This window comes from Pseudodesulfovibrio sp. S3, from assembly GCF_004025585.1.
GTDB lineage: Bacteria > Desulfobacterota > Desulfovibrionia > Desulfovibrionales > Desulfovibrionaceae > Pseudodesulfovibrio.
Map to the genome: position 1 here is coordinate 49421 of NZ_QTZO01000007.1, position 24366 is coordinate 73786.

Sequence of the window (24366 nt, forward strand, 5' to 3'; positions counted from 1 at the left end):
TCAACCTCCCAAAACGAAATGATCGGCAAAGATCGTCGAGTCTCATTGATTTTTTTTGGTCAGGAGCCTAGACTTGCTTCAATCTGAAACGAACGTTCTTTGTGAAAATACTGTAAATACAAAATGTAAGACATTTATTCCGGCTTAGGCGGCGTCTTCTCGCAGTCGAACCGGGACAAGGAGGCTGTCATGGACAGGCACATAAAGATCATCGCCACCCTGGGACCCGGCACTGAAACCTACGAAGCGGTCAAAGCATTGGTGGAGAACGGGGCCAAGATTTTTCGGCTCAATTTTTCCCACGGAGGTCGTGAGTTCTTTTCCAAGATGGTGGACATCATCCGCCGACTGGAAGAAGAAACCGGATTGACCCTGACCATCCTTCAGGACCTGTCCGGGCCGAAAATTCGTACCTGCGACGTGGGGCTGGGAGCCTTCGAAGTGACCAAGGGAAGTGAGGTTTTGCTGGGAACGCCCGACAAGGCTGCGAAAGTGGACGAGCCGTTCATCTGTCTGGATATCCCCGAGATGTTCGCGAGCGTGAAGGTGGGCGATCCCGTGGCCCTGTCCGACGGCATGATCCGTTTCAACGTGATCAAGATCGAAGAGGAAAACCTCATTCGTATGGAAGCCACCAATTCCGGCATGTGTCCGCCGCGAAAGGGGATAACCTTCCCGGGCACCACCACGCCGCTGGCCCCGCTTACGGACAAGGACAAGGCCGATCTGGCCATTGGCATGGACCTGGGCGTGGACGTGGTCGCCATGAGTTTCGTGCAGAAACCCGACGACATCCGAAATCTGCGTGATGAAATGCTTCAGTATGGACGATGCATTCCCATCATTGCCAAGTTGGAGCGTACCGCTGCCCTGGCCTGCCTGGGTGAGATCATTCAGGAAGCGGACGGGATCATGGTGGCGCGGGGCGATCTTGGCCTTGAACTCGATCTGGCCGAGTTGCCTGTGGCCCAGAAAAGGATCATCAATGCCTGCAACCTGGCGGGCAAGCCGGTCATCGTGGCCACGCAGATGCTGCTTTCCATGGTCAATTCGCCCATGGCCACCAGGGCCGAGACCACGGACGTGGCCAATGCCATTCTGGACGGCGCTGATTGCGTCATGCTTTCCGAGGAAACGGCCATCGGGCGGTATCCCAGCGAGACCGTCAAGTTCATGCGCAAGATTGCCTACGAGATCGAGGCGTACATGTTCGAATCCCATCGGGCCGAGCTGGATCGGGGCGGAGAAAAGGACCATCCCTCCACTTTCCTGGCCTATGCGGCGGCCATGCTGGCGGGCAAGACCAATGCCAAGGCCATTGTCTGCCATTCGACTTCGGGTGCCACATCCAGGCTGCTTTCTTCGTGCAGGCCCAAACAGTCAATATACGCACTTTCTTCCGACCACACGGTCAGGCACTTCACAAATCTGTCTTGGGGGGTTATTCCTGCCATACCGCTGGACGTCATTCATGACCATCAGGAACGAGCCGAGGTGTTCGTCCGGCAGTCCCCGGCATTTGAAGAAGGGGATATCGTCATCGTCACGGCGGGGCAGCCCGAGAGGGGCAAGTCCTCGACCCAGACCAACGTGGTCAAGTTGTATGAAAAGTCAAGCAAAGAAGTGAGTTAATGCGCCCCGACCAGAAACACGACATCCCCGACGGCCTGAATGAAGAGTACTACCAGATCAGCGGCGACATCCTGGGCAGTTTCAATAAATACCGTCCTCCCTTGAACATCTTCATGTTCAAGGAGGACGTGGCCCGGGTCATGCCCTTCTTCAAGGTGGGCGGCAGGTTGACCAACGAGCAGGTGGCCGAGCTGGCAGAGATAACCAAGGAAGGATTGGTCTTTGTTTCCCGCGAAGACCACCCGGTCTATGTCAAGCATATCAGTTATCAGCTTGATCTGGTGCTGGTGGACAAGAATCTCAAGGAAAAGGAGATCGCGGACATCTTCACCCAGGCCCTGACCCGCAGGTTGGCGGAGTTTTTCGAGCAGCCTGTGATCCAGGTTTTCGAAAAGCTGTGGGTTGATCTGATGGTCTTGTCCGAATACCTCTACGCCGATATCCGGCGTGCCCGCGCTCTGGTCCGGCGGCTGCACACCGAACACACTTTGGAAAATCATTCCGTGAATACCGGGTTTCTCGGTGTGGCCCTGTGGGGCAAGCTCAAGGAAAAGGGATTTGCAGAGGCGGTCAAGCGCAAGAGTTTTGACCGCGTTCTCGCGGGGTTGTTCCTGCATGATCTGGGCATGGCCAAGGTGCCGCTTTTCCTCCGCACCAAGGACAAGCCCCTCACTGGCGAAGAGCGCAACAAGATCAACGCTCACACCAAGGTGGGTTTCGAGATGTTGAGCAAACTCAACCTGCGTTACGCCGAAATCGAGCAGTGCGTATCCGAGCACCACGAGAGGATCAACGGCTCGGGCTATCCGCTCAAGTCGGTCAAGCAGGAGTTCCCCGGCAGATTGACTGCCGTGGCCGATTCCTTCTGTGCCATGATCAGCAAGCGGCCCTATGCCGAGGCCATGGGCTTTGTTCAGGCCGCATCCGCCCTGGCACAGGACGCCAAGTATGACCGTGAAATCACCAAGGCGTTGCAGATGTTGATCATGCTGGATCTCAAGATGAAGTAAGGCTGCTCCCAAAAGGAGTGCCTGAATTATCGCCGCTTCAATAATGTACACAAGAAAAGGCCCGGATGAATTCCAGGCCTTTTTTTAGGTGTTTGTTTCACCGGATTCAGAAAGTTATGGATAAGTGATCCACTCAAACTGAGTGGAAGGCTTGTTCCCATTTCATCATGAATTTTCGAGAGGCTATAAGCACGAGTGCCAGTATTTTGGCTTAATCGGTGCGATTTATTTGAAAATCTGGACCATGTCGCGGGTCATTTCGCGGTACACGTCGGTCACGTAGACCACGCCCATGACCTTTTCGCCTTCCATCACCAAGGCCCAGTCGCGGCGGGACTTGAGGAACACGTCCAGCACCACCAGGATGGGGTCGTTGGGCTTGAGGATGGGGGGATCGGTGATGATGTATTCGTCCAGCCTGAGTTGAGTGCAGATCAGGCAGGCGTTGGCGAACTGCTGGTCCCAATCGACCTTGCCGTCGGCCTTGAGGTTGTCGTCCTTGAGGACCGATTGCTTGACCGCCTTGAAGAGCTTCCACAGGTTGATGGTGCCTCTGAGCCGTCCGCCCTTGGTCTTGACCACCACCACCTGAGAGTCCGGGGCCTCGATCATGGCCTCGCGCATGACGCGGATGGTTTCGGCCAGGCTGGCATCTTCCTGTACGGTCGGATATTCGTCGCGCATCATGTCCCAGGCGCGTTTTCTAAGCATCATAAGAGCGTATTCCTCCGGTAACTTGCAATTAAATGGGCCTCTGCTTTCCCATCTCCTACCGCCTGCGCCTTTTTTTGTCCATACCAACAGCTCTGCTGCCCGCTCCTTGACTTGATCTTCGATGGTGGCGATATGGATGCCATGCGAAACATCACCATGACATTCATTTTTTTCGGTTTCCTCTTGCATGTGTCACCGGCTTGGGCAGTGGATGCCCTGCCGTTTGGTCCGGGCGAACGCATGAAATATGAGATCTATTGGGCTTTTATCCATGCGGCAGACGCGGAACTTGAGGTCATGGAGAACGTGGAGATGGACGGCGTGCCCGCCAGATATTTCCTGGCCAGGGCCAGGTCCGCGTCCTGGATCGATTCCATCTACAAGGTCCGTGACACCATCGAAGCCTGGACCGACATGGGTGTGACTTATTCCCTGCGCTACAAAAAAGACCAGAACGAAGGGTCGTACCACAAGAAGGTGGACCTGATTTTCGACAAGACGGCCAATCAGTCCTATCGCTACGCTCGGGGGAAACTCCAGCACACCATCGATCAGCCCGCGGATGTGTTTGACCCCATGTCCATCCTGTTCAGCTTTCGCAAAATCCCTCTGTACGAAGGGATGCATTTTGTGGCCAATGTTTCCGACGGGAAGAAGTCCGTGAAGAGCGAAGCCTTTGTCGAGGGCGTGGAGACCGTGAAGACGCCCCGGGGCAAGTTCAAGACCTACAAGGTCAAGTTGGATATCAAGCACCTGTCGGGCGTGTTCCAGAAGTCGAAGGATGCGGAACTCTATGTCTGGTTCTCTGCGGACGAGCGGAGGATACCGGTCAAGGTCAAGTCCAAGGTAACGGTTGGGTATTTTACCATGGAACTGGTGGATTACCGCCCGCCCAGGGTTGTCGACTAGCTGCCGGACTCCTGCACCCGGACCTTGTTCGAGCGCGGGAACTCGCGTTTCAGCAGGGTTTTGAGCAGTTTTTTCATGGATTCGAGGTCAACTTCGAAGACCTCGGTCCTGAAGCCGAACTCCCGGACCCGGAAGGCGTTGTCGCCGGTTCTGCCGATGCGCAGCCCCCGGTCCCGTTTGTAGGTCAGCAGTTCCAGGGAATTGCCTACGGGCAGCTTCTTCAGCCGTGCAAGGGTTGCCGGGATGGCCGAGCCGATGTCGATCATATCTTCTTCCGCTCCACATGCTCGTCCGGGCCGGTCTCGCCCAGGTCGTAGAGCCTGATCTTGGTGGATCGGGGAAATTCCTTTTTGAGCAGCCCCTTGAGCAGCTTCTTCATCCTGGACAGGGGGATCAGGAACCGTTCCTCGTGAAAACCGCTTTCGGTCACCTCGAAGGCGTCCGGCCCGGTACGCCTGATGAGTACGGACCGGTTGCGCTTGTAGGTGCGCATGTCCATGGCGTGTCCCATCGGCAGTTTATCGAGTCTGCGAAGCACGGTTTCCAGAGCGGTTGCCTTGTCGATCATGATGATTACAATAGACAGGCGGGTAAATCCGTGTCAAACCACCGCTCCTGCAACAAACCGGAGGCACCATGTCCCTGAATAAAGACGACGTCATCGAATGTCCCATCGAATCCCTGGCCTTTGGCGGGAGGGGAGTGGCTCATGTCGACGGCATGGCCCTTTTCGTGGAGGGCGGACTGCCCGGCGACACTGTGACCGCACGCGTGGTGCGCGCCAAGAAGCGCTTTGCCGAGGCTGTTGTGGAAACCGTGGTCACGCCGTCCTTGCACCGGGTTGACCCTCGTTGTCCTCACTTCGGCCAGTGCGGCGGCTGTGTGTTGCAGGATCTCGAGTACGCCGAGCAGCTTTCGCAGAAGGCGGCCCAGGTCGAAAGCGCGCTCAAGCGCATCGGCGGCGTGGACTCCCTGACCCTGGATCCGCCCGCGGGTTCTCCTGCCCAGTGGAACTACCGCAACAAGATGGAGTTCGCCTTTGAGCGGCGGGACGGTTCCCTGCATCTGGGACTGCGCAGCGTTCAACCTGCCGGACAAAAGGGGCTGGCCCCGGTGCTGGACATCGAGGAATGCCATTTGTGCGCCGGTCGGGACATGGAGATCATGCGCATGGTCCGCGAGTATTGCCGCGAATCGGGCGTGGCCGCCTACGACGCCAAGACCGACAACGGGTTCTGGCGGCATCTGATCATCCGGCACACGGCCCTGGGCGAGCTCATGGTGCATGTGATCACCACGGCGGACAAGCGCAAGTTCAAGCAGGTTGAGGGACTGGGCGCGGCCCTGGTGGACCGGTTCCCGGAGCTGACCTCCTTTATCCATTCCTCCCGTGCCAAGCGGAGCATCGTTGCCGCAGGCGAATTCGTGGAATTCAGGCTCGGCACCAAGACCGTGGAAGAAATGGTCACCCATGACGGCCGTGAGGCCCGCTATCATATTTCCCCCAACGCCTTTTTCCAGACCAACTCGGCCGGGGCAGGCGAGCTCTTCGGCACCGTGGCCGATTTCGGCGGTTTCACCGGTTCCGAAACCCTGCTCGACCTCTACTGCGGCATCGGCGCCATCGGTCTTTTTCTGGCCGACCGGGTCAAGCGCGTCATCGGCTACGAGATCAGCGAGGAAGCCGTGGCCAAGGCATGGAGCAGCGCCAAGCTCAACGATGTGTCCAACTGCGACTTCGTGGCCGGGACCCTGGACGCCGTGGACAATCTCAAATCCCTGCCCAAGGCCGACGTGCTGGTCATCGACCCGCCCCGGTCCGGCATGCACGAGAACACGGCCCTGGCCCTGCTCAAGCTGGCCCCGCCCAAGATCATCGCCGTATCCTGCGACCCGGCCACCCTGGCCCGCGACGTGAAACGCCTGTCCGAGAAATACGAACTCAAACGCGCCCGCGCCGTGGACATGTTCCCGCACACCCACCACATCGAGACCGTGGCGTTGCTGGAACTGAAATAGATTCAAAGCGGAATTTGTCTGAAAAAGGCCTTGATGGACGGTAGTCCATCAAGGCCTTTTTTATGTTTATTGGAATGGAGGTTGGCAGCTTTGGGGGTGTAAATATGTGGGTACACTCTATTGAGATTCCGCCGGGTAGGTAGTAGCTTGGTAGAAAGGATCGGCTTGGGAGGTATGATTTTGAGGCCGGATGTGATCTTGGATGGAATGAAAGGGGGATCCATTTTCGTGGGAGGTGTGGGAAGAACCTAATGGGGGAAGTTATCCCAGACGGAATACGTGCGTACCCTTTCACTCTTTGCTTTCATGTTTTTACGCTTACTTGTCTGGGGCAGCGAAATTCTTGTCTTTCCACTCTCTCCATATTCGCTGCTGGTCATGGTATTTGGCCTCCTCAACCTCAAGGCATTGGAGCATGTTCCAGCTATCAGAAAGAACATTGCGAGACTTCAGGCCATACCGTTTACGCAACTCTGTAGCTATCTTCCATGCCTGAACTCCACGGTAGCCACAGTGCAGTAGGCATTCAGCAGTTGCCAGTTCTGTATCGTCTGGGAAATGGTCTTCTGCAACAAAGGTCGTAATGTCGTTGCTTACAAGGAGTTGGTTGGGGAATGACAACACTTCATCCACAAGGGAAGGCTCTAATGATTTCCAGTCAATCTCATCGGGATATGGTGGGATTTTTGGTAACCGCCCATGGAGTTTTCCATAGTATCCGTTTGAGGCAAGGCTCGTTTTCACTTCTTCGATTCGCCTAGCACATTCTATGGCATACGTTTCGAGCTGGACTGCTAACCGCAAAGCAGCGTAAGAGGCTCTTCTTGCACGTTTTGTCCTGTCTTCTAGCCAATCACGAAACATACCAAAAAGATGTGTACAAAGAGCAGACAGAACCCCCGTTGATCCAACCACAGTGATGATGCTGGTCAGCGATACTTGCGTTAGATCGAAGTCCATACCTTCTTTCTCCGGTTGGTTAGTCCAAGAAGAGGACGGTATCAGGATGAGGGTTCAGTTTTAGCAGTATGATGTCATAGAACCAGCTTACCAAGAAGAAAACGAACGACCAGCCCAAAATGATCCATGGGATGTACCATTGAAGTTTGGCATCAAAACCATAGACAGCGATAAGCATCCCGATCCCACCGAGCAGAGAAAGCCCTGCAAACAGCCGAAGAATCCATTGGAGAATGCCGCGCAGGAACATCATTGGGAAGAATAGCATGGACTTGAGAAAAGTAATCATTTGTCCCACCTTTGGTATTGTTAGTTCATGGTTATTTAGAGCCTCATACTCAACATGCGAAGAGTAGGCAAGATGCCATGAAACTGTTGCGGTAAGGCACAGCATTCATCAAACCAAGAGTAGACTATAACCTATTGCTATGATGGGAAGTGATGTTTTGATAACGAGCATCCTCTCCGCCAGATTGCATCAAAGCCCCTCAAGCTGAGGGGCTTTTCTTATCTAATCCCTCCTCCGAAGCCACAAACGGCCTGACCTGCACCTTGACTCCCTGATCCGGCCGGATTTCGTCACGAATACAAGCAAAGCCGTGACGGGATTGGCAGGGGAAAAATCATGGTTTATCAGGTGGTTGAATTAAAAATCTCCCAGGCGTTGCGTGTTGCAGGATGCGTTTGTCTGTGGGGAAAGGCTAATCATTCCGGCGTGTTGGTGTTTTTGGGTTTGGGCTTTGAAAATGTATTTTCAAAACCGTAACGACCTGTTGCGCCGGGAAAATCTGTGGCGAGGAATCAAATCAAGAGAGGCTGTTTTGAAACGACTTACGGTATTTTTATCCGTCTGCGCATGGCTGATGCTGGTCGGGGGGCCGCATCAGGTTCATGCCGGATCAAACGCAGAGGCGGACCCGGAATCTGAGCAGAAGGTGGCGGCCAAACCCGCTGGCAAGCCGGTCAAGTGTATCGCTCCGGTCAATATGTCCAACGGGATGGTGCTTCCCAAGGGCAAGTACGCTGCCAATGTCAAGTATCGCTATGTTCACAAGGATTCGCTGTACAACGGCAGCACCAAAAAGAACGGCAGTTACGGCGGCAAGTACGACCGCGTGAACCAGTCGGTTCAGCTCACGCTCAAAGCCGGGTTGTTCGAGAACTTCGAGGCGCGCGTCATGGTGCCGTTCTGGGACAAGCAGGTCAAACGCAAGCCGGGCAACCTGGCAAAGCCGTGGGACACGGATACGGTTTCCGGCCTCGGCGATGTCGTTGTCATGGGCCGTTACGCGCTCATGACCCAACGCGGCGGGGATTGGATGAATCTCGCCCTTGGCGCGGGACTCAAACTGCCTACCGGTGACGCCGATCATGAGAACGGGTTGCCGTACTCCAATACGCACAAGTACATCGGTCCCAGCGGCCAGCTCGGTTCCGGTTCATGGGACCCGAAATTCGAGATAGGCGCTACAAAGATTATCGGTCGGTCGCGTTTCGATGCACACATGATGTACACGGTTACCGGCCAGGGAGCGCATGATTCCCGCGTGGGCAACCAGTTCAAGTATGACTTCGGATACGGATATGCCCTGAACAAGTACTTTGATCTGGAACTGGAACTCAACGGGGTGGATCAGCAACGCCAATGGTTTGACGGCTCTGCCGACGACTCCAACGGCGGCCATACCATTTTCATTACCCCGGGCGTGCATTGGAAGATGACGGAAAGCAGCCATCTGTCCGTGGGCGTGCCCCTGGTCGTTTACCGTGACCTCAACGGATATTCGGCTACGCCGGAGCGGAACAGCCGCTACGGAATCGGGGAGGATTTCCAGGTCGTTACCCGGATCGGAATCAGTTTCTAGCTTTACAGGCGAATGCGGCAACATCGGGATGCTCTTGATGGCCATGGGTCAAGACAGTTTGGCAGTGTCCCGGCTGAACTAGCCGGGCCGGGCCTTCGGTCAGGGGGTGAACCATAACTCCGGCCGGTCCAGGGGCGTCTCATCGGAAAGGAGCGGGTTGTCTATCTTGAAGACAGTCCGCTCCTTGAGTCTTGCCCTGGCGATGTGTGTGCCGAAATGCTTCTGAAAGAGGGCATCCAGTTCGCCGTTGGCACTGATGATTTCCATGCCCCGCCTTATGCGGTCCGCCAATTTCGGGTAGGCCGGAGAAACGAAGAAATAACATGGCATGGGGCAGTAGAGGGCCAGGTTCGGTTCGATGCACAGGTCGGGGATGCATTTTTTCCTGAGTTGCAGTTCCTCGAATATTTCGTTGACTCCGCGAGAGAAGTAGTCGAAGCGGCCGAAGTCGAGCATGCAGAAAAGCCCTTCGTAGTTGTTGCCGGTGACCAGGGCGAATCCGTTGTGCCGGAATATCTTGGTTATGGTCCACTGCATGCCGCTTCCCCCCTTGAGCCGTTTCAGGGCTTCGAGCGAGTCGACACACTTGAATTTGTCCAGATTCCGGCCGTTGATCAGAAGCAGGCGGTAGCTCAGCAATCCCCGTAAAACCGGGATGCGGATCGGTAGGGCTTTATCCTCCAGCTCTCGACAGGTGGCCACGACGATGACGTTGACGTGCTCGCCTGAGACCAGTTCGCTCAGGGCGCGTTTCTGGGTCATCCTCAAATGGCTGAGGGTGATTCGATACGGGCCGTCAGAGTCCCGAGTGACCTCAAGGATTCTGATCAGCACTGCATTGGGGTACGCCTGCCGGCGATCCTTATCGGAGGAACCCGGCAGAATCTTGATTTCGTCCAGGCAATATCCGTGAGAGGGCAAGCCGAGTATCAGGGCGAGGAGGAGAATAACGCTGGCCGGGTGCACTACAATTGTCGCCTCTTTGACTATAGGAATTTTTGCTATGTCTATGAGTGGCTATAATGGCAGGTTGACCTTTCATCGGGCGCTGATCGCTGCCAACGTGCTTGCGGCTACGAGCGAACGTTTTTGCATCCCGCCTCCTCTTCGTGTCGGGTTTTGTGAGGGGGCCAACGTTGACCCCCTCACTAAGCGGGTGATAGGGTTTATGTAACAGTTCCTTTGTCAACCACTTGATGGTGTTGTTATACTTCTGGTTGATTGAAATCAACTTAAATTAAATTTTTTAATTGCGTATAATAAACCATTTCTTGCATCGCCTCAAGAGGGTTGACGTTCTATGTAAACTCGGAGGTTGCAAGTTTGGTTGCAGATTGTTATGAAGAAGAAACCGCTTTGGCGCTGAGGCTTGGGCGCATGATCCAAGCTGTCGGGGTAAGAAGTGAGGCCGCTTTGGCCCGGGAGTTGGGTATCTCGCATCAAGCGATTTATAACGCCAAAAAAAGGGGCAATATCCCTCTGGCCTGGATAAAACAAATTGCCGAAAAAACAGGCCGTTCCGTTGAGTGGCTGCTCAACGAGAAGCAGGGCGTCTTGCAAGATTCCGGTTTTTCGGGGAGCCTTGAAAAAAAAAGGACCGGAGTTGTCTGCTTTGGCGACGTTCAAGGAATGCAAAACAAGATAAATGAGCTGTACGAAGAGAACAGATCACTTCTTAAGGAAAACGCCGAACTGAAAATCCTTGTGACCGAGCAGAAAGTTGAATTGGAGGCTTTGAGAATGCGGGATAGGCCGGAGATGGAAATGGGTCCAAGGGACTTCGAGGGCGCGCATGACAAGTGATTAATCATGTCTTTTGAGGCATACTACTCCATTTAAAACATAGACCATTGCATGAAGCGTTTGCAAGGTTAATTTTATTAAGAATTTTATTGAACTGCATTGGTAATTCCTGTCTTGATCCGATTTCGGCTATCCGCATCTGAATGGTAACATCAATACTCTCGGCTGCACCTTCTGGTTCCGAGGAGTCACGACCATGTGCTGCGGTGAAGACCTCGAAAGCAAATATCAGGCTCGCTTCCATCCTTTTTTAAGCCTTCCGGTTCACTTTAATTGGCATGGTCCTTTTGCTCAGAGATTGGTGGCCAAGGAAACACCGTACATCGTTACCAGCCAGCGGGGCTTTCGGAGTTTGGGTGATCGGAACCCGCCGGCAGCGCGTTGACCTGGACACCGGCAATGATCGGTGTTTCGGTTCAGGCCTGGTGAATGCGGTGAGGGGGAGGGCGGGTCGGTCAGGGAGTGAACCACAGTTCTGGGCGGTCCAGAGGCGTTTCCTTGGAAAGGAGCGGGTTGTCTATCCGGAAGACAGTCCGCTCCTTGAGTTTTGCCCTGGCGATGTCCGCGCCGAAATGCTTCTGAAAGAGGGCATCCAGTTCGCCGTTGGCACTGATGATTTCCATGCCCCGCCGTATGCGGTCAGCCAGTTTCGGGTAGGCGGGGGATACGAAGAAATAGCTTGGAGAGGGGCTGTAGAGGGCCAGGGTCGGCTCGATGCACATGTCGGGGAAGCGTTCCTTCCGGGTCTCGTATTCGGTGAATATCTCGTTGATTCCGCGTGAGAAGTAATCGAAGCGTCCTGAATCGAGCATGGAGAATAGCCCTTCGTAGTCGTTGCCGGTGACCAGGGTGAAACCGTGGCGCCTGTGCACCTCGGTTATGGTCCATTGCAAGCCGGTCCCGCCTTTGAGCTGTTTCAGGGCTTGGAGAGAGTCGATCTTGGCGAACCTGTCCATGTCCCGGCAGTTGATCAGGAGCAGGCGGTAGCTCAGCAACCTCTTCATGATCGGGATGCGGATCGGGATGGTGCGTTCCTCCCAAGTATTCCGGGTGGCTGCGATGTACAGATTAATGTGCTTCCCCGAGGCGATCTCTTCCAGGGCACGGTCCCGCGACATCCTCACCTGGCCGGGGGTTATCCTGAATGGTCCATCAGACTCCGCAGTGGCTTCGAGCGCTTTCATCAAAAGCGCAATGGGGTATGTATGCCTTAAATCCTCTTCGGATGAACCCGGCTGGATCCGTATTTCATCCAGGCAGTATCCCGGAGCTGCAAATCCGAGCAGCAGGATGAGCAGGATGGTGCAAATGGGGTTCAGGCGCATTGCGTTCACTGTCTTTCCGCCAATTAAAAAAGTACTATTCTACCTGACTGACACAATTCAGGGTACGCCGTCAATGCGGGTGAAAGAACGGGTGATAACCCGGATGTTGCAGAAAGCGGAGACTCGGGCCTAATCGAAGTCGGCCAGCAGCGCGCTGACCTGCACCCCGGCAATGACCGGCTTTTCGTTGTAAGTCTGCTGGATGCGGTACAGGGCGTGGTGGAGCTGGCCCGAGGAAATGCCGTTCTTGAGGGCGGTGTGAGCCTCGATATAGGCGGCGATGGAGTCCGAGACCTTGAGCAGGGGGCCGTCCTTGGGGTCAAGGGTGTCCTGATTGTATATCCCGGCGAGCTGGGCGTCCGTGGCCTCGTGGATTTTTCCGTCCAGGACCACGGTGGCCTTGAATTCGCTGCCCACCTCCAGGCCGAGCAGGTATTCCAGGCGGTCCGCTATTTCACTGAATCCGCCTTCCTTGAGCGGTGTGAGCACCACCCGGTTCAGTTCCACTATTTCGTACTCGTGGATCAGGTCGCTGATCTCCTGGGATGCGCCCTTGACCGGGGAGATGATGTCCCTGGTGAGCAGTTCCGGCAGGTCGTGGAACAGGCCGGAGAAGAAGTTGTTCTGGCTGCGGGCGCGGCACGCTCCCACTTCCATGGAAAAGAACCAGGAGTATGAGGCCACTATGAACATGTGTCCGAGCACCGAGGTCTCGGGTACGCGCGGGGTCTGGGACCATCTTTTCTGAAAGCGCAGGCGACCGCACATGCGGGCGAACCGGCCGAGCACAGAGCCGTCTTCGTCGAGCAGGTCGGCCACGCCGTTCAGCTCGCGCATTCCATTGAGCCTGTCCTTGAAACTGTCTTCGATCTCGATAAGCTCGTGGTCCATCTGGTTGATGGACTTGAGCAGCTTGAATTCGGAGTAGCTGGCGTAAAGGTGGGCGGCGGACAGGATGCGCCGGGCCAATCCCTTGTCCTCGGGGTGCATGAGGTATTCGCCCATGCGTCTGGTGAAGTCCTCGCCCAGCGGCATGATGCGGGGGGTGAGCTGCTTGAGCACCCATTTTGACAGGGTCTTGTAATCCTCTGGGTTTTCCTTGATGCGGTAGAAGACCGGGGGCTTGATGTCCGTGATGACCAGCCGGTAGAGGTAGTCGAACAGCCCGCCCTCAATGATGGATTCGCCCAGGGAGCGCTTCCGGGCCACGTCCATGTCGCGGGAGTTGAGCAGGAAGAGCAGCCAGGCCACGATCATCTTGTGCCCCTGCTTGTCCACCTCGACCAGCTCCATGGGGCGGAGCTTGTCGTTCCAACGCTTCATGAATGCGCCGGAAAAAATAAGTTCAAGCAAGCTCTTTCTGATAATGACGGACATGGTCTCTCCAATGGTTTTCCGTGATGCTCAACAGTGCCGAAAATGCTGGTCGAAGGCAATATGCAGGACATGCCTCGCGGGTGCAAACACTTCTTGAAATATGTGCTCTCAGGTTGTATACAAATTTGAATTTATTAACACGGTGGCGCAGTCTTCTTGAAATTCATGCTATCACTTGCCCCCCGTTCAAACGAAAGCGGTACACATGCACATTTCCGAAGGGGTTCTTTCATGGCCGGTGCTTTTGGGCGGAGCCTCGTTGACGGTCGCCGGTACGGCCATGGGATTGAAGAAGATCGATTATGACCAGATCATGTCCGTGGCCATCCTGTCGGCTGCGTTTTTCATTGCCTCGCTCATCCATGTACCCATCGGCCCGGCCAACGGCCATCTCATCCTGAACGGCCTGCTCGGCGTGGTCCTGGGCTGGGCGGCCTTCCCGTGCATTCTCGTGGGATTGACGTTGCAGGCCGTGCTCTTCCAGTACGGTGGCCTGACCGTGCTCGGGTTGAACTGTTTCAATATGGCTGCGCCCGCCGTGGTCTGTTTCTATGTGTTCCGGCCTATGCTCTCCAGGCATAACGGCGGTCGGTTCGTGGCCGCATTCAGTTGTGGATTTCTGGCCATGCTGTTGAGCGCGGCCCTGACCGCAACGTCGCTGGCCCTGTCCGGGGAAGCCTTTCGCGAAGCCGCCAAGGTGTTGTTTTATGCCCATCTGCCCATCATGGTCGTGGAAGGCCTTATCACGGCGTTTGCCTATTCATTTCTTGCCAAAGTCAAACCGGAGGTCCTTGCCGCATGAACCGTCTTATTCTTGCCACATGTCTGGCCCTGGCCGTCACCCTCTGCCTGGCCGCCGCATCCGAGGCTCACAAGGTGAATATCTTTGCCTATGTTGACGGCGATTCCGTGGTTACGGACAGTGGTTACAGCCGCAGCAAGCGTGTTTATGACGGTGTGGTTGAGGTCTATGACGCGGCCTCGGGAGCCCTGCTGTTGTCCGGCAACACCGACACTGACGGCAAGTTCACCTTTGCGATTCCGGATGAGGCCCGCGAGAAGCGCATGGACCTGCGGTTGCTGCTCAAGGCCGGCACCGGGCATCAGGCCGATTGGACCGTGAAGTATGCGGAATACGGCGAGGCTCCGGTCCCTGTGGCCGAGGCAGTCTCAACGGATACCGCTGTAACCGAGTCCGTTCCGGCCGCGGTTGGCGCGCCCGCGACCGGCGGAGTGCCCGCGGCAGAGGTGGAGGCCATTGTCCGCCGCCAGTTGGAGCCGGTCAAAACCATGCTGGCCGAACTGAATCAGTCCGGGCCTTCAGTGACCGAAATACTGGGCGGCATCGGCTATATTTTCGGTCTGTTCGGCATTGCCGCCTACATGAAGAGCCGTCAGAAGCAAGCCTAGCTTTCGCTTCAGGACATATTTGGGCTGAACTGGCCGCGACACCATTGTCGCGGCCATTGTTTTGTGTTAATTCCCCTCCGAAACGAGTCGGAATATAAGAGGGGCTGAAATGAGTTTGATCGGACGGATTTGGAGGGGAGAAGTGGGGCTTGCCCGGACATTCTGGGTGTTCGGCTTTGCCGTTTTTTTCCTCATGATGATGGCATCGATCATGATGCTTACCACGATCATGCTTGGCGACAACGCGGGCATAATCTTTCTGGCCATTTTGGGGTTCTCGCTGCTGTATAAGGTTTTCATTCTTGTCGCCATCTGGAGGAGTGCCAGCCGGTATCAGGGGGCTGTGGTCTGGACCTACCTCGCCAAAGCCTTTGTCGTGTTGAGCATCATGCAGTCGCTGCTTTCCTTCGGGAGAATCGCCTGACGCGGAAGTGACTTTTTGGGCAGGTCTTAATTTAGGGGAGTATCGATATGAAACTGACCACACGGAGTCGCTACGGAACACGGATGATGCTCGACATTGCGCTGCATTGTCAGGACGGACCGGTCCGCATTCAGGACATCGCCTCCCGCCAGGGGGTTTCCGCAAAGTATCTGGAAAAGCTCATCCGCAAGCTCAAGGACGGCGGCTTCATCAAGTCCAAGCGCGGTCCGCGTGGCGGGCATAGCCTGGCCCTTCCGGCAAATGACATTACCATCGGTTCGGTGGTCCGCGCGCTGGAGGGCGACGATTCCCTGGTGGAATGCCGATCCGAGGGCAAGGGATGCGACCGGATGGACGTCTGTCTGACCCGGGGGCTGTGGCAGGATGCTGCCGAGGCCATGTACGCCCGGCTTAATGTCGTTACTCTTGCCGACCTGATTTCCGACGCCGTGCAATGCGACCGGACGCCGTTCGCGGCCCCGAAGTCCGGGTAGGCGTGGCCGCAGTCAAACGCTTGTTTGCATCAGGCAAGTGTGCGACAGTGGGCATGGCACACTCTAACAGGGAGCCATCGTGACCATGTCCCTTCGTGATCCCGTCAGCGGACTGACCCATTGCATCGCCGCAGTCCTGGCCGTGTTCGGCACCGTGATGCTCATCCTTCGTTCGGTCGGCCCGGCCATGCCGTGGCATATCGTGGCCTTCTCCATCTTTGGCGGGGGCATGATCCTGCTGTTCACGGCGAGTACCCTTTACCACTGGCTGCCGGTCTCCGAGGAGTGGATACGCATTCTGCGCCGGGTGGATCACTCCATGATTTTCTTCTATATTGCGGCCACCTATACGCCCATCTGCCTGATCTCGCTGCGCGGGCCTTGGGGCTGGTCGCTCTTCGGCGTTGTCTGGGGACTGGCCCTGTCGGGCATCGTCATGAAGGTCTTTTGGATGACGGCCCCCCGCTGGCTCTCCACGGGCATCTACCTGGCCATGGGCTGGCTGGTGATGATCGGCATTTATCCACTCTACCTGGCCCTTCCCGGAGCCGCCCTGTCCTGGCTTGTCGCAGGCGGTTTGGCCTATACTGTCGGGGCGGTGGTCTACGCCCTGAAGTGGCCCGATCCCTTTCCCCATCGCCTGGGCTTCCACGAGATTTTCCACCTCTTCGTCATTGGCGGCAGCGCCTGCCACTTCGTGGTCATGTACTGCTACGTCTGATCCGTTCTCGCCTCAGTCTCCTCCTTTTCTTTTTCCCCAATAGATGTATGATCCGTCTCGGAATCCGAAAAAAAGGAGGTTCAAATGGAACAACATGACAAAGGCATGAATCCGTATCTGGCCGGGGCGCTGACCGGTGTGCTTCTGGCGTTGTCGGTGCTGGTGGTCGATATGTACTTCGGTGCGTCCACTTCCTATGTCCGCTCAGTGGGATTGGTCGAAATGGGCATCAGCTCCGGGCATGTGGGAGCAACCGAGTACTTTATGAAATATTTCAGCGAGGACAGCGGGATAGACTGGCAGTGGATGTTCGTTCTGGGCATCTTTTTCGGCTCCTATCTGAGTTCCAATTTCAATGGCTCCTATGCCTGGACGTCAGTTCCCGACGTCTGGAAGGCACACTATGGCGCGGGTCCCGGCAAGCGTTTTGTCTATGCCTTCAGCGGCGGGGCCATCGCCTTGTTCGGAGCGCGCATGGCGGGTGGCTGCCCCAGCGGCCACGGGCTTTCGGGCATGGCTCAACTGACGGTGAGCGGCACTCTGGCCATGGTCTCCTTCTTTGTCGGAGGCATGGTCATGGCCCGTATGCTGTATGGAGGGAAGTAGTATGACTCTCATGTTCGGACTCTTTACCGGCGTTCTTTTCGGCGTGTTGCTGCAACGCGCCCGCGTGCTCCGTTTCGACAAACAGATCGGCGCACTCCTGCTCCGGGACATGACCATCGTCAAGTTCATGTTCTCGGCCATTGTCGTCGCTGCAATCCTGCTGCATCTTTTTGTTGATCTCGGCATGACCTCCTTCTCGATCAAGGCCACCTCCATCGGCGCTCAGGCGCTGGGGGGATTGCTCTTCGGGGTCGGCTGGGCCATGCTCGGGTATTGCCCCGGCACTGCCTGGGGGGCTTTTGGCGAGGGGCGCTACGATGGGTTGTGGGGCATCCTCGGAGGCTGGTGCGGTGCAGCCCTGTACGCCGAGGCCTATCCCGCCCTGAAATCGTCCGTATTGTCCTGGGGCAGTTACGGCAAGCTGACCTGGGCGTCGCTGCTGGGCGTCAACCACTGGATTCCGGTGTTCGTGCTGGTTGCGGGAGCGGTGTTGCTCTTTCGATTCCTTGAGCGAAAGGGCTTGTAGGCGGCTCTGTAATACCTGATTGAATTCTCTTCGGAGTGTCGGTGCCGTCCTGGATGATACCCAGGGATGGCGGCAACGGCTCACCTGCAACAGCAAAGGGGCGGCATCGATCGATGCCGCCCCTTTTGGGTTCGTGGAGGTACGGATTACCGGCCCTGTTTCTTCATGGCCAGGCGGATGCAGAAGACTGCGCCGCCCCAGGTCACGCCGAGGCCGACACACATCATGATGATTGCGGATGTGGACATGGTGTTGCTCCTAGTCTTTTCGGACAAAGCCGTATGCGGGCTGCCGTTTGTTCAGGGCTATGGATATGACAAAGGCCACGGGCAGGAGAGACCAGCCCAGAGCGACGAGATCCTGCGTGGAATAGCCGCCGTAGGGAGTTCCCAGGTCGGTGACCACGTTCATGATGAAGGTGTAGCCGAGCACGGCCACGGTCACCAGCTTGAGGCAGAGCTTCCAGGCGGTGCCTACCTTGAAGTCGGAGATGGCGTTGACATGGGCGTTCAGGTTGTCCAGGCCCACGATGTAGCTCATGAGGAATATTTCTGCCAGGGCCAGTCCGAGGATGCACATGTTGTTGATGAAGTGGTCGACGATGTCCAGGATGAGCAGTCCTCCGCCGGTGGTGAAGATCACGGTCATGGCAAAGCCGAAGCCGCAGATCAGGGTGGCGGTCCGCTTGCGGCTCATGCCGAACTTGTCGATGAACGAGGCGCAGACCGCTTCCACGATGGAGATGTGGGAACTGACGCCCGCCATGGTCAGGCAGAGGAAGAAGAGCGTACCCACGAACACCGGGGCGGGCATGGTGTTGATGGCCGCCGGAATGGTTATGAAGGCCAGTCCCACGCCTGCTCCGGCCACGTCGGAGACCGCCTGTCCTGTGGCGTGGGCCATGTTGCCCAGCACGGAGAAGATCATCACGCCGGCCAGCATGGAAAAGCCGCAGTTGATGAACACGGTGATGGCAGCGTTGTTGTTGATGTCCGAGTCCTTGGGAAGGTAGCTGGAATAGGCCAGCATGATGGAGAACCCGATGGACAGGGAGAAGAATATCTGACCGTAGGCGTCTGCCCAGACAGAGAAGTCGGCGAGCTTGCTGAAGTCGGGGCTGAACAGGTAGTTCAGGCCGTCCATGGCGCCGGGCAGGTTGACCACCCGGACGATGAGCACCAGCACGAGCAGGAACAGCAGCGGGATGAGAATCTTGCAGGCCCGCTCAATGCCCTTGCGCACGCCCGAGGTGATGGCCAGCCAGGTGATGGCCCAGGCCAGGGTGCAGGCGGCCAGGATGGGCCAGCGGATGCCGCCCAGTTCGAGCGGCGATTTGGTCAGGCCGAGGTAGTCACCGAAGAAGAACGCCTTGGGATCGGCTCCCCACGACTGGTCGAGGGCAAATCCGGTGTAGTTGATGGTCCAGCCGATGACCGCGACGTAGTATATGGAAATGATCAGGGCCACCAGAACCTGCATCCAGCCGATCCATTCCCATTTTGCGCCCAGGGCGCGGAAGACCTTGGGGGCAGAGCCGCGGAACTTGTGGCCCAGGCCGAATTCCAGGATCATGAAAGGAATGCCTGCGGTGAGCAGGGCGAAGATGTAGGGGATGAGAAAGGCGCCGCCGCCGTTTTCATAGGCCATGTAAGGGAAACGCCAGATGTTCCCCAGTCCGATGGCGGAGCCGACAGCCGCCAGTACAAAGCCTGCGCGGGAGCCCCATTGTTCTCGTTGAGCCATAATGATTCACCTGTGTGGTTTAAAACGTCATTCCCGCATGTCTTGGCGGGGTTGAAACGGGCTCGTCAACGGCTTTTGCCGTCGGGCCCTGAAGCGGAAAAAAGAGAACGGGACTCTCCAGGCGGATGTCCCTTTTCTCAAGTCCGTCAACGATTATTTTCTTTAACGTGGATTTGTGTAAGTGAAAATGAGCGGCTTGTCTACTTCGTGGAATTTGGCAAAAGTCGGAACGATCATCGTCGACATTGTGATGATGCCGAACGATGATCGATTCAAGGCGGAGCCTGCGAGCGGGCCTTGGAGCCAGGTGGGCTAGAAGGTCAGGACGGTGTATCCCCGGACCATGTAGCTGGACATGGACGGGTGGCCGGACATGTCGTCCAGCAGCGGGATGCCCGCTTCCCTGACTGCGTCGAGTACGCCCATTTTGGCGGAGCAGGCCTTGCACGCTCCGTCTATCAACCCGGCGTCCTTGGCTTTGAAGTAGAGATTGCTGAAGGGGGTGTCCCTGTTTTCCAGTTCCGGGATGAGCTTGACCGAAGCGCCTTCAAAAACGATGATCGCCTTGGTCCCCTTGTCCTTCATGTCCAGGGCATTGAGCAGGACATGGACGAAACACATCATTTCACCATTGAAAGCGTAGAGACAGTACATGATTCCTCGCAAGGTTTGTGTATGAACGGTAAAAGGCTCTCTGGTATTTACCAGAGAGCCTTGATGGCGTCAGCATAGTATTTAGTCAAAAGCCATTTCGACCTTCCATTCCTTCCAGACCCTGCCCACCAGGGCCGGTCCCGGATTGAGCACGATCTTGCCGGGGGCCCAGCCCGAAGGCGTGGCCTTGGTGCCCTTGGATGCGTGAACGAGCTGAAAGGCCTGAATCTGGCGCAGGGTCTCGGAGACGCTGCGACCCACGGGCGGGGCCAGCACCTCGAATCCCTGGACAATGCCAGCCGGGTCGATCAGAAAGCGGCCCCGCACATCGACACCTGCGGCTGCATCGTAAACGCCGTAGAGGGAGCCGACAGTGCCGCCGCCATCGGACAGCATGGGGAAGGGAATCTTTCCATTGGTGACCATTTTCGAAATTTCGTGTTCGTCCCACATCTTGTGCACGAACATGGAATCCGTTGACATGGACAGGACCTGAACGTCGAGCTTTTCGAATTCTTCATTCTTTTCTGCGACCGCAGAAATCTCGGTTGCTCAAACAAAAGTGAAATCACCGGGATAGAAACACAACACGACCCATTTGCCGAGGTATTCGGAAAGGGTCACGGTGCCGAATCCGCCGTCGAGATAGGCGGCAGCTGTAAAGTCCGGGGCTTTTTGACCGACTCGTATCATGGTGCCTCCTTGCGGCTTGCCGTTTGCCGGTGGGGTTGCTTCGGTGGCCTCGCTGACGCTTTCCACCTTGGCGACAGGGCGTACACATGTGGTGTCTTGCATTTCAGGCATGGGATCTCCATTGATTTCATGGTCAATATGGTGTTTGACTCATCAGCTTTGTCTATAGTAGTTCCTATTCCTATTTTGCAAGTCTTTTTTGAACATATGTTGAATTGTTTCATTGTCCAGGCGCGGACACCGCTTCCTTGCCGCTAAAAGAGCAAAGGGCGCACAGAGAGCCGGAATCTTGAATTGAGGGGAAGGAGGGTTGGAGAGGCGGTACGCCTTGTCGTCTTTCAATTCCCGAGCACGCACTTCTGGAGTCCGTTTGCAACTCCATGAAAAAGCCGTTCGAAAACGACTTTTTCATGGGTTTGATTGCCGCAGTTCAAGGGGCAAACATCGGGAATCTACCGAACACCCTTTTTCAGGAGAAAGGCGCTGTACTGGCTGTCCGTCTCACTCAAGTGACAGCTCATCCAGTCCCTGAGGAAACCGAAAACCTTGATGTCCAGTGTCCCCGGATCGTTCTTGGCTTCCTGAATAAAAGTGTGCACCTGGCGTGTCAATTCCCGGTGTTCGGCGATGTGGGACGCGAGTTTATCCTCTGGGTATCCGTGTTCCGCGAGGAGCTTTTCTTCATAGGCGAAGTGGTAGTTGGCATAGTAGGCTAACGCATCCAAAGTATCTTTCAGGACATCCTCGCTCGTGTCATGCATGATGGCCATAAACAGCGTGTTGGTTATGGCCACAAGCTGCTTGTGCTGGGTGTCGATGGATGGAATCCCGACAGAATCTTTGTCTACCCATATAATCTGGTCCATATTGGGTATATATACCAGTTTGCATCATCGGGAAAGGGTAGACGCAAAAGGAGGGCAAGGTAATCTGCGACCAATCTGAATGGGGTACAGCCGAAGATCATTCGGCGGTCATGTTTGCCCGCAGTTCCTCCACGCGTTTGCGGTTGGTCCCGAAATCCGAATAGCCGACCCGCGATGCGGACCGGACATGTATGATGCCGTGTTCCACGTCATGGTAGCATTCGAGGTCGTCGACAAACCTCCATACGCGACTGGTGAACTCGGCTCGCAGGTAGCGGCCGTCCAGGGCCGTTATCCGGCCTCCCTTCATGGATTCTATGGCGTGAATGAGGTCGGCCATGACAATATCGGACGGGCCGGAAGCCTTGATGGGGGCGACTCGCTTCTCCCGGTCCGAAGACTGGGAGGAAACGCAGTTCTTGCTGCTGGGGCATTGCGCCAATTGTCCGCTGCTGACCCCCAGCCCGTTCGGGAGCCTGTTTGAGAGCCGGGACAGGCCGAGCAGGCCGATCACGGACAATGCAACGCCGATGAGGATATATTTCATATCCGGCAAGGTATTGCAGAACCGCATCCAAGGGCAAGGGATTCCAAGTTTGAATGGTTTCGGGCTGAGTCCCAGGTTCCTCGGGTGATCATGATTGCTTCACCGGTATGGACTAAGTACAGGGAAACAGTCTATTGTGCGGTATGGGTCAAAAGGAGGAAGCGTTTTGATAAATTTGTGGAAGACTGAATACCTGCTGCAACTTGATGAAATAGACGATCAGCATAAGCATTTTTTTGCCCTTTGCGGGGAAGTGGCTCAACTCGCTGAAACCGCCACACGCAAAAAGGAATCCATAGTCAGCACCATCAAGGCGCTGGGGATGTTGAGGGCATATGCTTTTCTTCATTTTCGGACAGAAGAAGAAATCATGCTGAGGCATGGATTTCCTAAGTATCTTAAGCACACAGGATGTCACAATAATTATCTTGAGAAGATGATAGTCTACGAAAAGGGTTTCAAAGCGCTGCTGGAGAATCTGGATCAGAATGCGGAAGGCGGCAAATTGCTCAAGACTTTTTTAAAGGAAGTCAGTGAGTTCGTGGTTGAGTGGTGGTCCACCCATATTCAGGAACAGGATGCTTTGTATGCGGTGCATATTAAAGAAAAGAAACCACAAGACCTGATTCCCCGGTAGTCTCGATCCATTGCAAGGGATAGGGGTACAAAGAAAAAAGCAGATCAAGCGGCTCGCTTGGTCTGCTTATGTTCTTCTGGTCGGGGCGAAGAGATTTGAACTCCCGGCATCCTGCTCCCAAAGCAGGCGCGCTACCAGACTGCGCCACGCCCCGTCAGTTTTCTTGCCGCAACCGTGCCGCAAGGGTTCGCATACCTACTCAAAAACAATCCTCTTGGCAAGTGGATCAGCACATGTCCACGCCGTGAATGGTGGCGCCGCATGTGTCGCACTTTCCGTTGGTGATTCCGGAACTGCGCAGGGCGAACCCGGATCGGGTGATGAGTTCCCGGCCACAGTCGGGGCATACCGTGGTCTGTCGGTCCATGCCGGGCATGTTCCCGATGTAGACGTATTTCAGCCCCTTGGCTTTTCCCACGGCATAGGCCGTTTCCAGGGAGTCCCCGGAGGTGGGAGGCGCGTCGTTCATGTTGTAGTCAGGGTGGAAGCGGGAGATATGCCATGGCGTGTCCGCGCCGATCTCGTTGACCAGGAAATCCGTGAGTTGGCTCAGTTCCTCTGGCGAGTCGTTCTTGCCGGGGATGAGCAGGGTGGTCACCTCCAGCCACCACTTGAGGTCATGTTTTATCTGTTTGAGGTTGTCCAGTACCGGCTTGAGCCGTGCCCCGGAGACGTCTTGGTAGAAGTCTTCGGTAAAGCATTTCAGGTCCACGTTGATGGCGTCGATGAGGGGGGCGAGTTCTTCAAGGCATTCCCGGCTCATGTAGCCGTTGGAAACCATGATGTTCTTCAGGCCCTTGTCATGTGCCAGCCGGGCCGTGTCCTGCATCAGCTCGAAAAATATGGTCGGTTCCGAGTAGGTGTAGGATATGGAAGCGGCCTTGAGTCTGAGGGCTTCGGTCACCAGCTCCTCTGGCGTGGCTTTCTGGCCCTGGATATGCCCGTTGGTGCGCGGCGGCTGTGAAAGTGTCCAGTTCTGGCAGAAGGTGCAGCTCAGGTTGCAGCCCATGGTGGCAAAGGAAAACGTCTTGGTGCCGGGCTGGAAGTGGTAGAGCGGTTTTTTTTCCACCGGGTCGAGGTTCAGGGCGGCGATCTGGCCGTAATTGAGGGAGTACAAGGTGCCTTCCCGGTTCTCACGCACACCGCAGGTGCCGCGCACACCCGGCTTGATGGTGCAGAAATGGTTGCACAAGCGGCATTGGACCATGCCGTTCTTGAGCGGTTTCCAGAGTCTTGCTTCAATCATGGGACAGGTCCTCCTGATATCAGTATGTCAGAAGGGGGCGCAATTTGTCATCAAGGCAGTTCAAGAATTAATTGCGAATACCCTATTGGAGCCACAACCGGACCAACAAGCGGGTAAAGCATGGCAAGAGAATATTTTTCCCCCTGCCGAGGATGTGCATCTCGCTTTAGGGCGGTGTTGTCCGG

29 protein-coding genes, 1 tRNA gene and 1 pseudogene are annotated in these 24366 nt (G+C 55.9%); 15 read left to right on the forward strand and 16 right to left on the reverse strand.

Annotation, left to right across the window (positions count from 1 at the left end):
- The first annotated feature begins 189 nt into the window (after window positions 1–189).
- Both pyk and DWB63_RS09730 read left to right on the forward strand, forming a co-directional pair.
- Entirely contained in the window at window positions 190–1632 is a 1443-nt protein-coding gene (gene pyk / locus DWB63_RS09725; protein WP_128328641.1) for a pyruvate kinase, read from the forward strand.
- On the forward strand, window positions 1632–2642 hold the full coding sequence (locus tag DWB63_RS09730) for an HD domain-containing phosphohydrolase (protein ID WP_128328642.1): 1011 nt from the start codon (window positions 1632–1634) through the stop codon (window positions 2640–2642). The genes pyk and DWB63_RS09730 overlap by 1 nt, the downstream gene beginning before the upstream one ends.
- Window positions 2643–2867: 225 nt before the next feature.
- Here DWB63_RS09730 and DWB63_RS09735 read toward each other — a convergent pair whose 3' ends face one another.
- Window positions 2868–3356 (reverse strand): CBS domain-containing protein, encoded by a 489-nt coding sequence (locus tag DWB63_RS09735; protein ID WP_128328643.1) that lies wholly within the window; start codon window positions 3354–3356, stop codon window positions 2868–2870.
- A 141-nt stretch (window positions 3357–3497) separates the two neighbouring features.
- On the opposite strand from DWB63_RS09735, the gene DWB63_RS09740 reads away from it, so the two are divergent.
- The gene (locus DWB63_RS09740) at window positions 3498–4265 is read left to right on the forward strand and encodes a DUF3108 domain-containing protein (RefSeq protein WP_241648771.1); all 768 of its coding nucleotides are present in this window, start codon (window positions 3498–3500) and stop codon (window positions 4263–4265) included.
- On the opposite strand, the gene DWB63_RS09745 is transcribed toward DWB63_RS09740, so the two are convergent.
- Window positions 4262–4531: a hypothetical protein gene (locus DWB63_RS09745; RefSeq protein WP_128328644.1), complete on the reverse strand. Its 270-nt coding sequence runs from the start codon at window positions 4529–4531 to the stop codon at window positions 4262–4264. The genes DWB63_RS09740 and DWB63_RS09745 overlap by 4 nt on opposite strands.
- On the reverse strand, window positions 4528–4833 hold the full coding sequence (locus DWB63_RS09750) for a hypothetical protein (protein WP_128328645.1): 306 nt from the start codon (window positions 4831–4833) through the stop codon (window positions 4528–4530). Before DWB63_RS09750 ends, DWB63_RS09745 begins: the two co-directional genes overlap by 4 nt.
- Before the next feature lie 68 nt (window positions 4834–4901).
- Between DWB63_RS09750 and rlmD the strand changes: the two genes are divergently transcribed.
- Complete coding sequence (rlmD, locus tag DWB63_RS09755) at window positions 4902–6284, forward strand: 23S rRNA (uracil(1939)-C(5))-methyltransferase RlmD (protein ID WP_128328646.1); 1383 nt, start codon at window positions 4902–4904, stop codon at window positions 6282–6284.
- Between the two features lie 318 nt (window positions 6285–6602).
- Here rlmD and DWB63_RS09760 read toward each other — a convergent pair whose 3' ends face one another.
- Both DWB63_RS09760 and DWB63_RS09765 read right to left on the reverse strand, forming a co-directional pair.
- A complete protein-coding gene (locus DWB63_RS09760) occupies window positions 6603–7244 on the reverse strand; it encodes a hypothetical protein (protein ID WP_128328647.1) in 642 nt (213 codons plus the stop codon).
- 19 nt (window positions 7245–7263) lie between these two features.
- On the reverse strand, window positions 7264–7533 hold the full coding sequence (locus DWB63_RS09765) for a hypothetical protein (protein WP_128328648.1): 270 nt from the start codon (window positions 7531–7533) through the stop codon (window positions 7264–7266).
- A 336-nt stretch (window positions 7534–7869) separates the two neighbouring features.
- Here DWB63_RS09765 and DWB63_RS17290 point away from each other — a divergent pair, with 336 nt between their 5' ends.
- Together DWB63_RS17290 and DWB63_RS09770 are read left to right on the forward strand one after the other, a co-directional pair.
- The gene (locus tag DWB63_RS17290; protein WP_164879837.1) at window positions 7870–8010 is read left to right on the forward strand and encodes a hypothetical protein; all 141 of its coding nucleotides are present in this window, start codon (window positions 7870–7872) and stop codon (window positions 8008–8010) included.
- 55 nt (window positions 8011–8065) lie between these two features.
- A complete protein-coding gene (locus DWB63_RS09770; protein WP_164879838.1) occupies window positions 8066–9109 on the forward strand; it encodes a transporter in 1044 nt (347 codons plus the stop codon).
- Window positions 9110–9208: 99 nt separating this feature from the next.
- Here DWB63_RS09770 and DWB63_RS09775 read toward each other — a convergent pair whose 3' ends face one another.
- Window positions 9209–10075 (reverse strand): hypothetical protein, encoded by an 867-nt coding sequence (locus DWB63_RS09775; protein ID WP_128328650.1) that lies wholly within the window; start codon window positions 10073–10075, stop codon window positions 9209–9211.
- 357 nt (window positions 10076–10432) lie between these two features.
- Between DWB63_RS09775 and DWB63_RS09780 the strand changes: the two genes are divergently transcribed.
- Window positions 10433–10912 carry a helix-turn-helix domain-containing protein gene (locus DWB63_RS09780; RefSeq protein ID WP_128328651.1) on the forward strand — a complete coding sequence of 160 codons (480 nt, stop codon included), beginning with the start codon at window positions 10433–10435 and terminating at the stop codon, window positions 10910–10912.
- 455 nt (window positions 10913–11367) lie between these two features.
- Here the strand turns inward: DWB63_RS09780 and DWB63_RS09785 are convergent, their stop codons facing one another.
- Together DWB63_RS09785 and DWB63_RS09790 are read right to left on the reverse strand one after the other, a co-directional pair.
- Entirely contained in the window at window positions 11368–12246 is an 879-nt protein-coding gene (locus DWB63_RS09785) for an ABC transporter substrate-binding protein (RefSeq protein ID WP_128328652.1), read from the reverse strand.
- A gap of 120 nt (window positions 12247–12366) precedes the next feature.
- On the reverse strand, window positions 12367–13614 hold the full coding sequence (locus tag DWB63_RS09790; RefSeq protein WP_128328653.1) for an HD domain-containing protein: 1248 nt from the start codon (window positions 13612–13614) through the stop codon (window positions 12367–12369).
- A 205-nt stretch (window positions 13615–13819) separates the two neighbouring features.
- On the opposite strand from DWB63_RS09790, the gene cbiM reads away from it, so the two are divergent.
- From cbiM to DWB63_RS09825, 7 genes and pseudogenes are all read left to right on the forward strand, one after another.
- On the forward strand, window positions 13820–14416 hold the full coding sequence (gene cbiM / locus DWB63_RS09795) for a cobalt transporter CbiM (protein WP_128328654.1): 597 nt from the start codon (window positions 13820–13822) through the stop codon (window positions 14414–14416).
- Window positions 14413–15024 carry a hypothetical protein gene (locus DWB63_RS09800; protein ID WP_128328655.1) on the forward strand — a complete coding sequence of 204 codons (612 nt, stop codon included), beginning with the start codon at window positions 14413–14415 and terminating at the stop codon, window positions 15022–15024. Before cbiM ends, DWB63_RS09800 begins: the two co-directional genes overlap by 4 nt.
- A 109-nt stretch (window positions 15025–15133) precedes the next feature.
- Window positions 15134–15448 (forward strand): hypothetical protein, encoded by a 315-nt coding sequence (locus DWB63_RS09805; RefSeq protein WP_128328656.1) that lies wholly within the window; start codon window positions 15134–15136, stop codon window positions 15446–15448.
- Between the two features lie 47 nt (window positions 15449–15495).
- On the forward strand, window positions 15496–15942 hold the full coding sequence (locus tag DWB63_RS09810; RefSeq protein WP_128328657.1) for an Rrf2 family transcriptional regulator: 447 nt from the start codon (window positions 15496–15498) through the stop codon (window positions 15940–15942).
- Window positions 15943–16021: 79 nt separating this feature from the next.
- Entirely contained in the window at window positions 16022–16663 is a 642-nt protein-coding gene (locus DWB63_RS09815; RefSeq protein ID WP_128328658.1) for a hemolysin III family protein, read from the forward strand.
- A 78-nt stretch (window positions 16664–16741) separates the two neighbouring features.
- Window positions 16742–17269, forward strand: a pseudogene (locus DWB63_RS09820) (YeeE/YedE thiosulfate transporter family protein); the annotation flags it as partial.
- Window position 17270: 1 nt separating this feature from the next.
- Window positions 17271–17795, forward strand: a complete 525-nt coding sequence (locus tag DWB63_RS09825) for a YeeE/YedE thiosulfate transporter family protein (protein WP_128328660.1) — start codon at window positions 17271–17273, stop codon at window positions 17793–17795.
- 146 nt (window positions 17796–17941) lie between these two features.
- On the opposite strand, the gene DWB63_RS09830 is transcribed toward DWB63_RS09825, so the two are convergent.
- From DWB63_RS09830 to DWB63_RS09855, 6 genes are all read right to left on the reverse strand, one after another.
- Window positions 17942–18043 (reverse strand): MetS family NSS transporter small subunit, encoded by a 102-nt coding sequence (locus DWB63_RS09830; RefSeq protein WP_128328661.1) that lies wholly within the window; start codon window positions 18041–18043, stop codon window positions 17942–17944.
- Between the two features lie 10 nt (window positions 18044–18053).
- Window positions 18054–19538, reverse strand: a complete 1485-nt coding sequence (locus tag DWB63_RS09835; RefSeq protein WP_128328662.1) for a sodium-dependent transporter — start codon at window positions 19536–19538, stop codon at window positions 18054–18056.
- Window positions 19539–19850: 312 nt separating this feature from the next.
- Complete coding sequence (locus DWB63_RS09840; RefSeq protein WP_128328663.1) at window positions 19851–20192, reverse strand: cytoplasmic protein; 342 nt, start codon at window positions 20190–20192, stop codon at window positions 19851–19853.
- An 81-nt stretch (window positions 20193–20273) separates the two neighbouring features.
- Window positions 20274–20996 (reverse strand): thioredoxin-dependent peroxiredoxin, encoded by a 723-nt coding sequence (gene prxU, locus DWB63_RS09845; RefSeq protein ID WP_128328664.1) that lies wholly within the window; start codon window positions 20994–20996, stop codon window positions 20274–20276.
- A 341-nt stretch (window positions 20997–21337) separates the two neighbouring features.
- Window positions 21338–21751 (reverse strand): bacteriohemerythrin, encoded by a 414-nt coding sequence (locus DWB63_RS09850; RefSeq protein ID WP_128328665.1) that lies wholly within the window; start codon window positions 21749–21751, stop codon window positions 21338–21340.
- Between the two features lie 97 nt (window positions 21752–21848).
- A complete protein-coding gene (locus DWB63_RS09855) occupies window positions 21849–22298 on the reverse strand; it encodes a DUF1499 domain-containing protein (RefSeq protein ID WP_128328666.1) in 450 nt (149 codons plus the stop codon).
- 175 nt (window positions 22299–22473) lie between these two features.
- On the opposite strand from DWB63_RS09855, the gene DWB63_RS09860 reads away from it, so the two are divergent.
- Window positions 22474–22935, forward strand: coding sequence for a hemerythrin family protein (locus DWB63_RS09860; RefSeq protein ID WP_164879840.1), 462 nt, complete (start codon window positions 22474–22476; stop codon window positions 22933–22935).
- A 77-nt stretch (window positions 22936–23012) separates the two neighbouring features.
- Here DWB63_RS09860 and DWB63_RS09865 read toward each other — a convergent pair.
- Together DWB63_RS09865 and amrS are read right to left on the reverse strand one after the other, a co-directional pair.
- Window positions 23013–23089, reverse strand: a tRNA-Pro gene (locus DWB63_RS09865).
- 72 nt (window positions 23090–23161) lie between these two features.
- The gene (gene amrS, locus DWB63_RS09870; RefSeq protein ID WP_128328668.1) at window positions 23162–24181 is read right to left on the reverse strand and encodes an AmmeMemoRadiSam system radical SAM enzyme; all 1020 of its coding nucleotides are present in this window, start codon (window positions 24179–24181) and stop codon (window positions 23162–23164) included.
- Window positions 24182–24366 lie beyond the last annotated feature (185 nt).

Coding starts and splice junctions, on each gene's coding strand:
- pyk (WP_128328641.1), top strand. CDS start 190: ATGGACAGGCACATAAAGATCATCGCCACCCTGGGACCCGGCACTGAA.
- DWB63_RS09730 (WP_128328642.1), top strand. CDS start 1,632: ATGCGCCCCGACCAGAAACACGACATCCCCGACGGCCTGAATGAAGAG.
- DWB63_RS09735 (WP_128328643.1), bottom strand. CDS start 3,356: ATGATGCTTAGAAAACGCGCCTGGGACATGATGCGCGACGAATATCCG.
- DWB63_RS09740 (WP_241648771.1), top strand. CDS start 3,498: ATGCGAAACATCACCATGACATTCATTTTTTTCGGTTTCCTCTTGCAT.
- DWB63_RS09745 (WP_128328644.1), bottom strand. CDS start 4,531: ATGATCGACATCGGCTCGGCCATCCCGGCAACCCTTGCACGGCTGAAG.
- DWB63_RS09750 (WP_128328645.1), bottom strand. CDS start 4,833: ATGATCGACAAGGCAACCGCTCTGGAAACCGTGCTTCGCAGACTCGAT.
- rlmD (WP_128328646.1), top strand. CDS start 4,902: ATGTCCCTGAATAAAGACGACGTCATCGAATGTCCCATCGAATCCCTG.
- DWB63_RS09760 (WP_128328647.1), bottom strand. CDS start 7,244: ATGGACTTCGATCTAACGCAAGTATCGCTGACCAGCATCATCACTGTG.
- DWB63_RS09765 (WP_128328648.1), bottom strand. CDS start 7,533: ATGATTACTTTTCTCAAGTCCATGCTATTCTTCCCAATGATGTTCCTG.
- DWB63_RS17290 (WP_164879837.1), top strand. CDS start 7,870: ATGGTTTATCAGGTGGTTGAATTAAAAATCTCCCAGGCGTTGCGTGTT.
- DWB63_RS09790 (WP_128328653.1), bottom strand. CDS start 13,614: ATGTCCGTCATTATCAGAAAGAGCTTGCTTGAACTTATTTTTTCCGGC.
- cbiM (WP_128328654.1), top strand. CDS start 13,820: ATGCACATTTCCGAAGGGGTTCTTTCATGGCCGGTGCTTTTGGGCGGA.
- DWB63_RS09800 (WP_128328655.1), top strand. CDS start 14,413: ATGAACCGTCTTATTCTTGCCACATGTCTGGCCCTGGCCGTCACCCTC.
- DWB63_RS09805 (WP_128328656.1), top strand. CDS start 15,134: ATGAGTTTGATCGGACGGATTTGGAGGGGAGAAGTGGGGCTTGCCCGG.
- DWB63_RS09810 (WP_128328657.1), top strand. CDS start 15,496: ATGAAACTGACCACACGGAGTCGCTACGGAACACGGATGATGCTCGAC.
- DWB63_RS09825 (WP_128328660.1), top strand. CDS start 17,271: ATGACTCTCATGTTCGGACTCTTTACCGGCGTTCTTTTCGGCGTGTTG.
- DWB63_RS09830 (WP_128328661.1), bottom strand. CDS start 18,043: ATGTCCACATCCGCAATCATCATGATGTGTGTCGGCCTCGGCGTGACC.
- DWB63_RS09835 (WP_128328662.1), bottom strand. CDS start 19,538: ATGGCTCAACGAGAACAATGGGGCTCCCGCGCAGGCTTTGTACTGGCG.
- DWB63_RS09840 (WP_128328663.1), bottom strand. CDS start 20,192: ATGTACTGTCTCTACGCTTTCAATGGTGAAATGATGTGTTTCGTCCAT.
- DWB63_RS09850 (WP_128328665.1), bottom strand. CDS start 21,751: ATGGACCAGATTATATGGGTAGACAAAGATTCTGTCGGGATTCCATCC.
- DWB63_RS09855 (WP_128328666.1), bottom strand. CDS start 22,298: ATGAAATATATCCTCATCGGCGTTGCATTGTCCGTGATCGGCCTGCTC.
- amrS (WP_128328668.1), bottom strand. CDS start 24,181: ATGATTGAAGCAAGACTCTGGAAACCGCTCAAGAACGGCATGGTCCAA.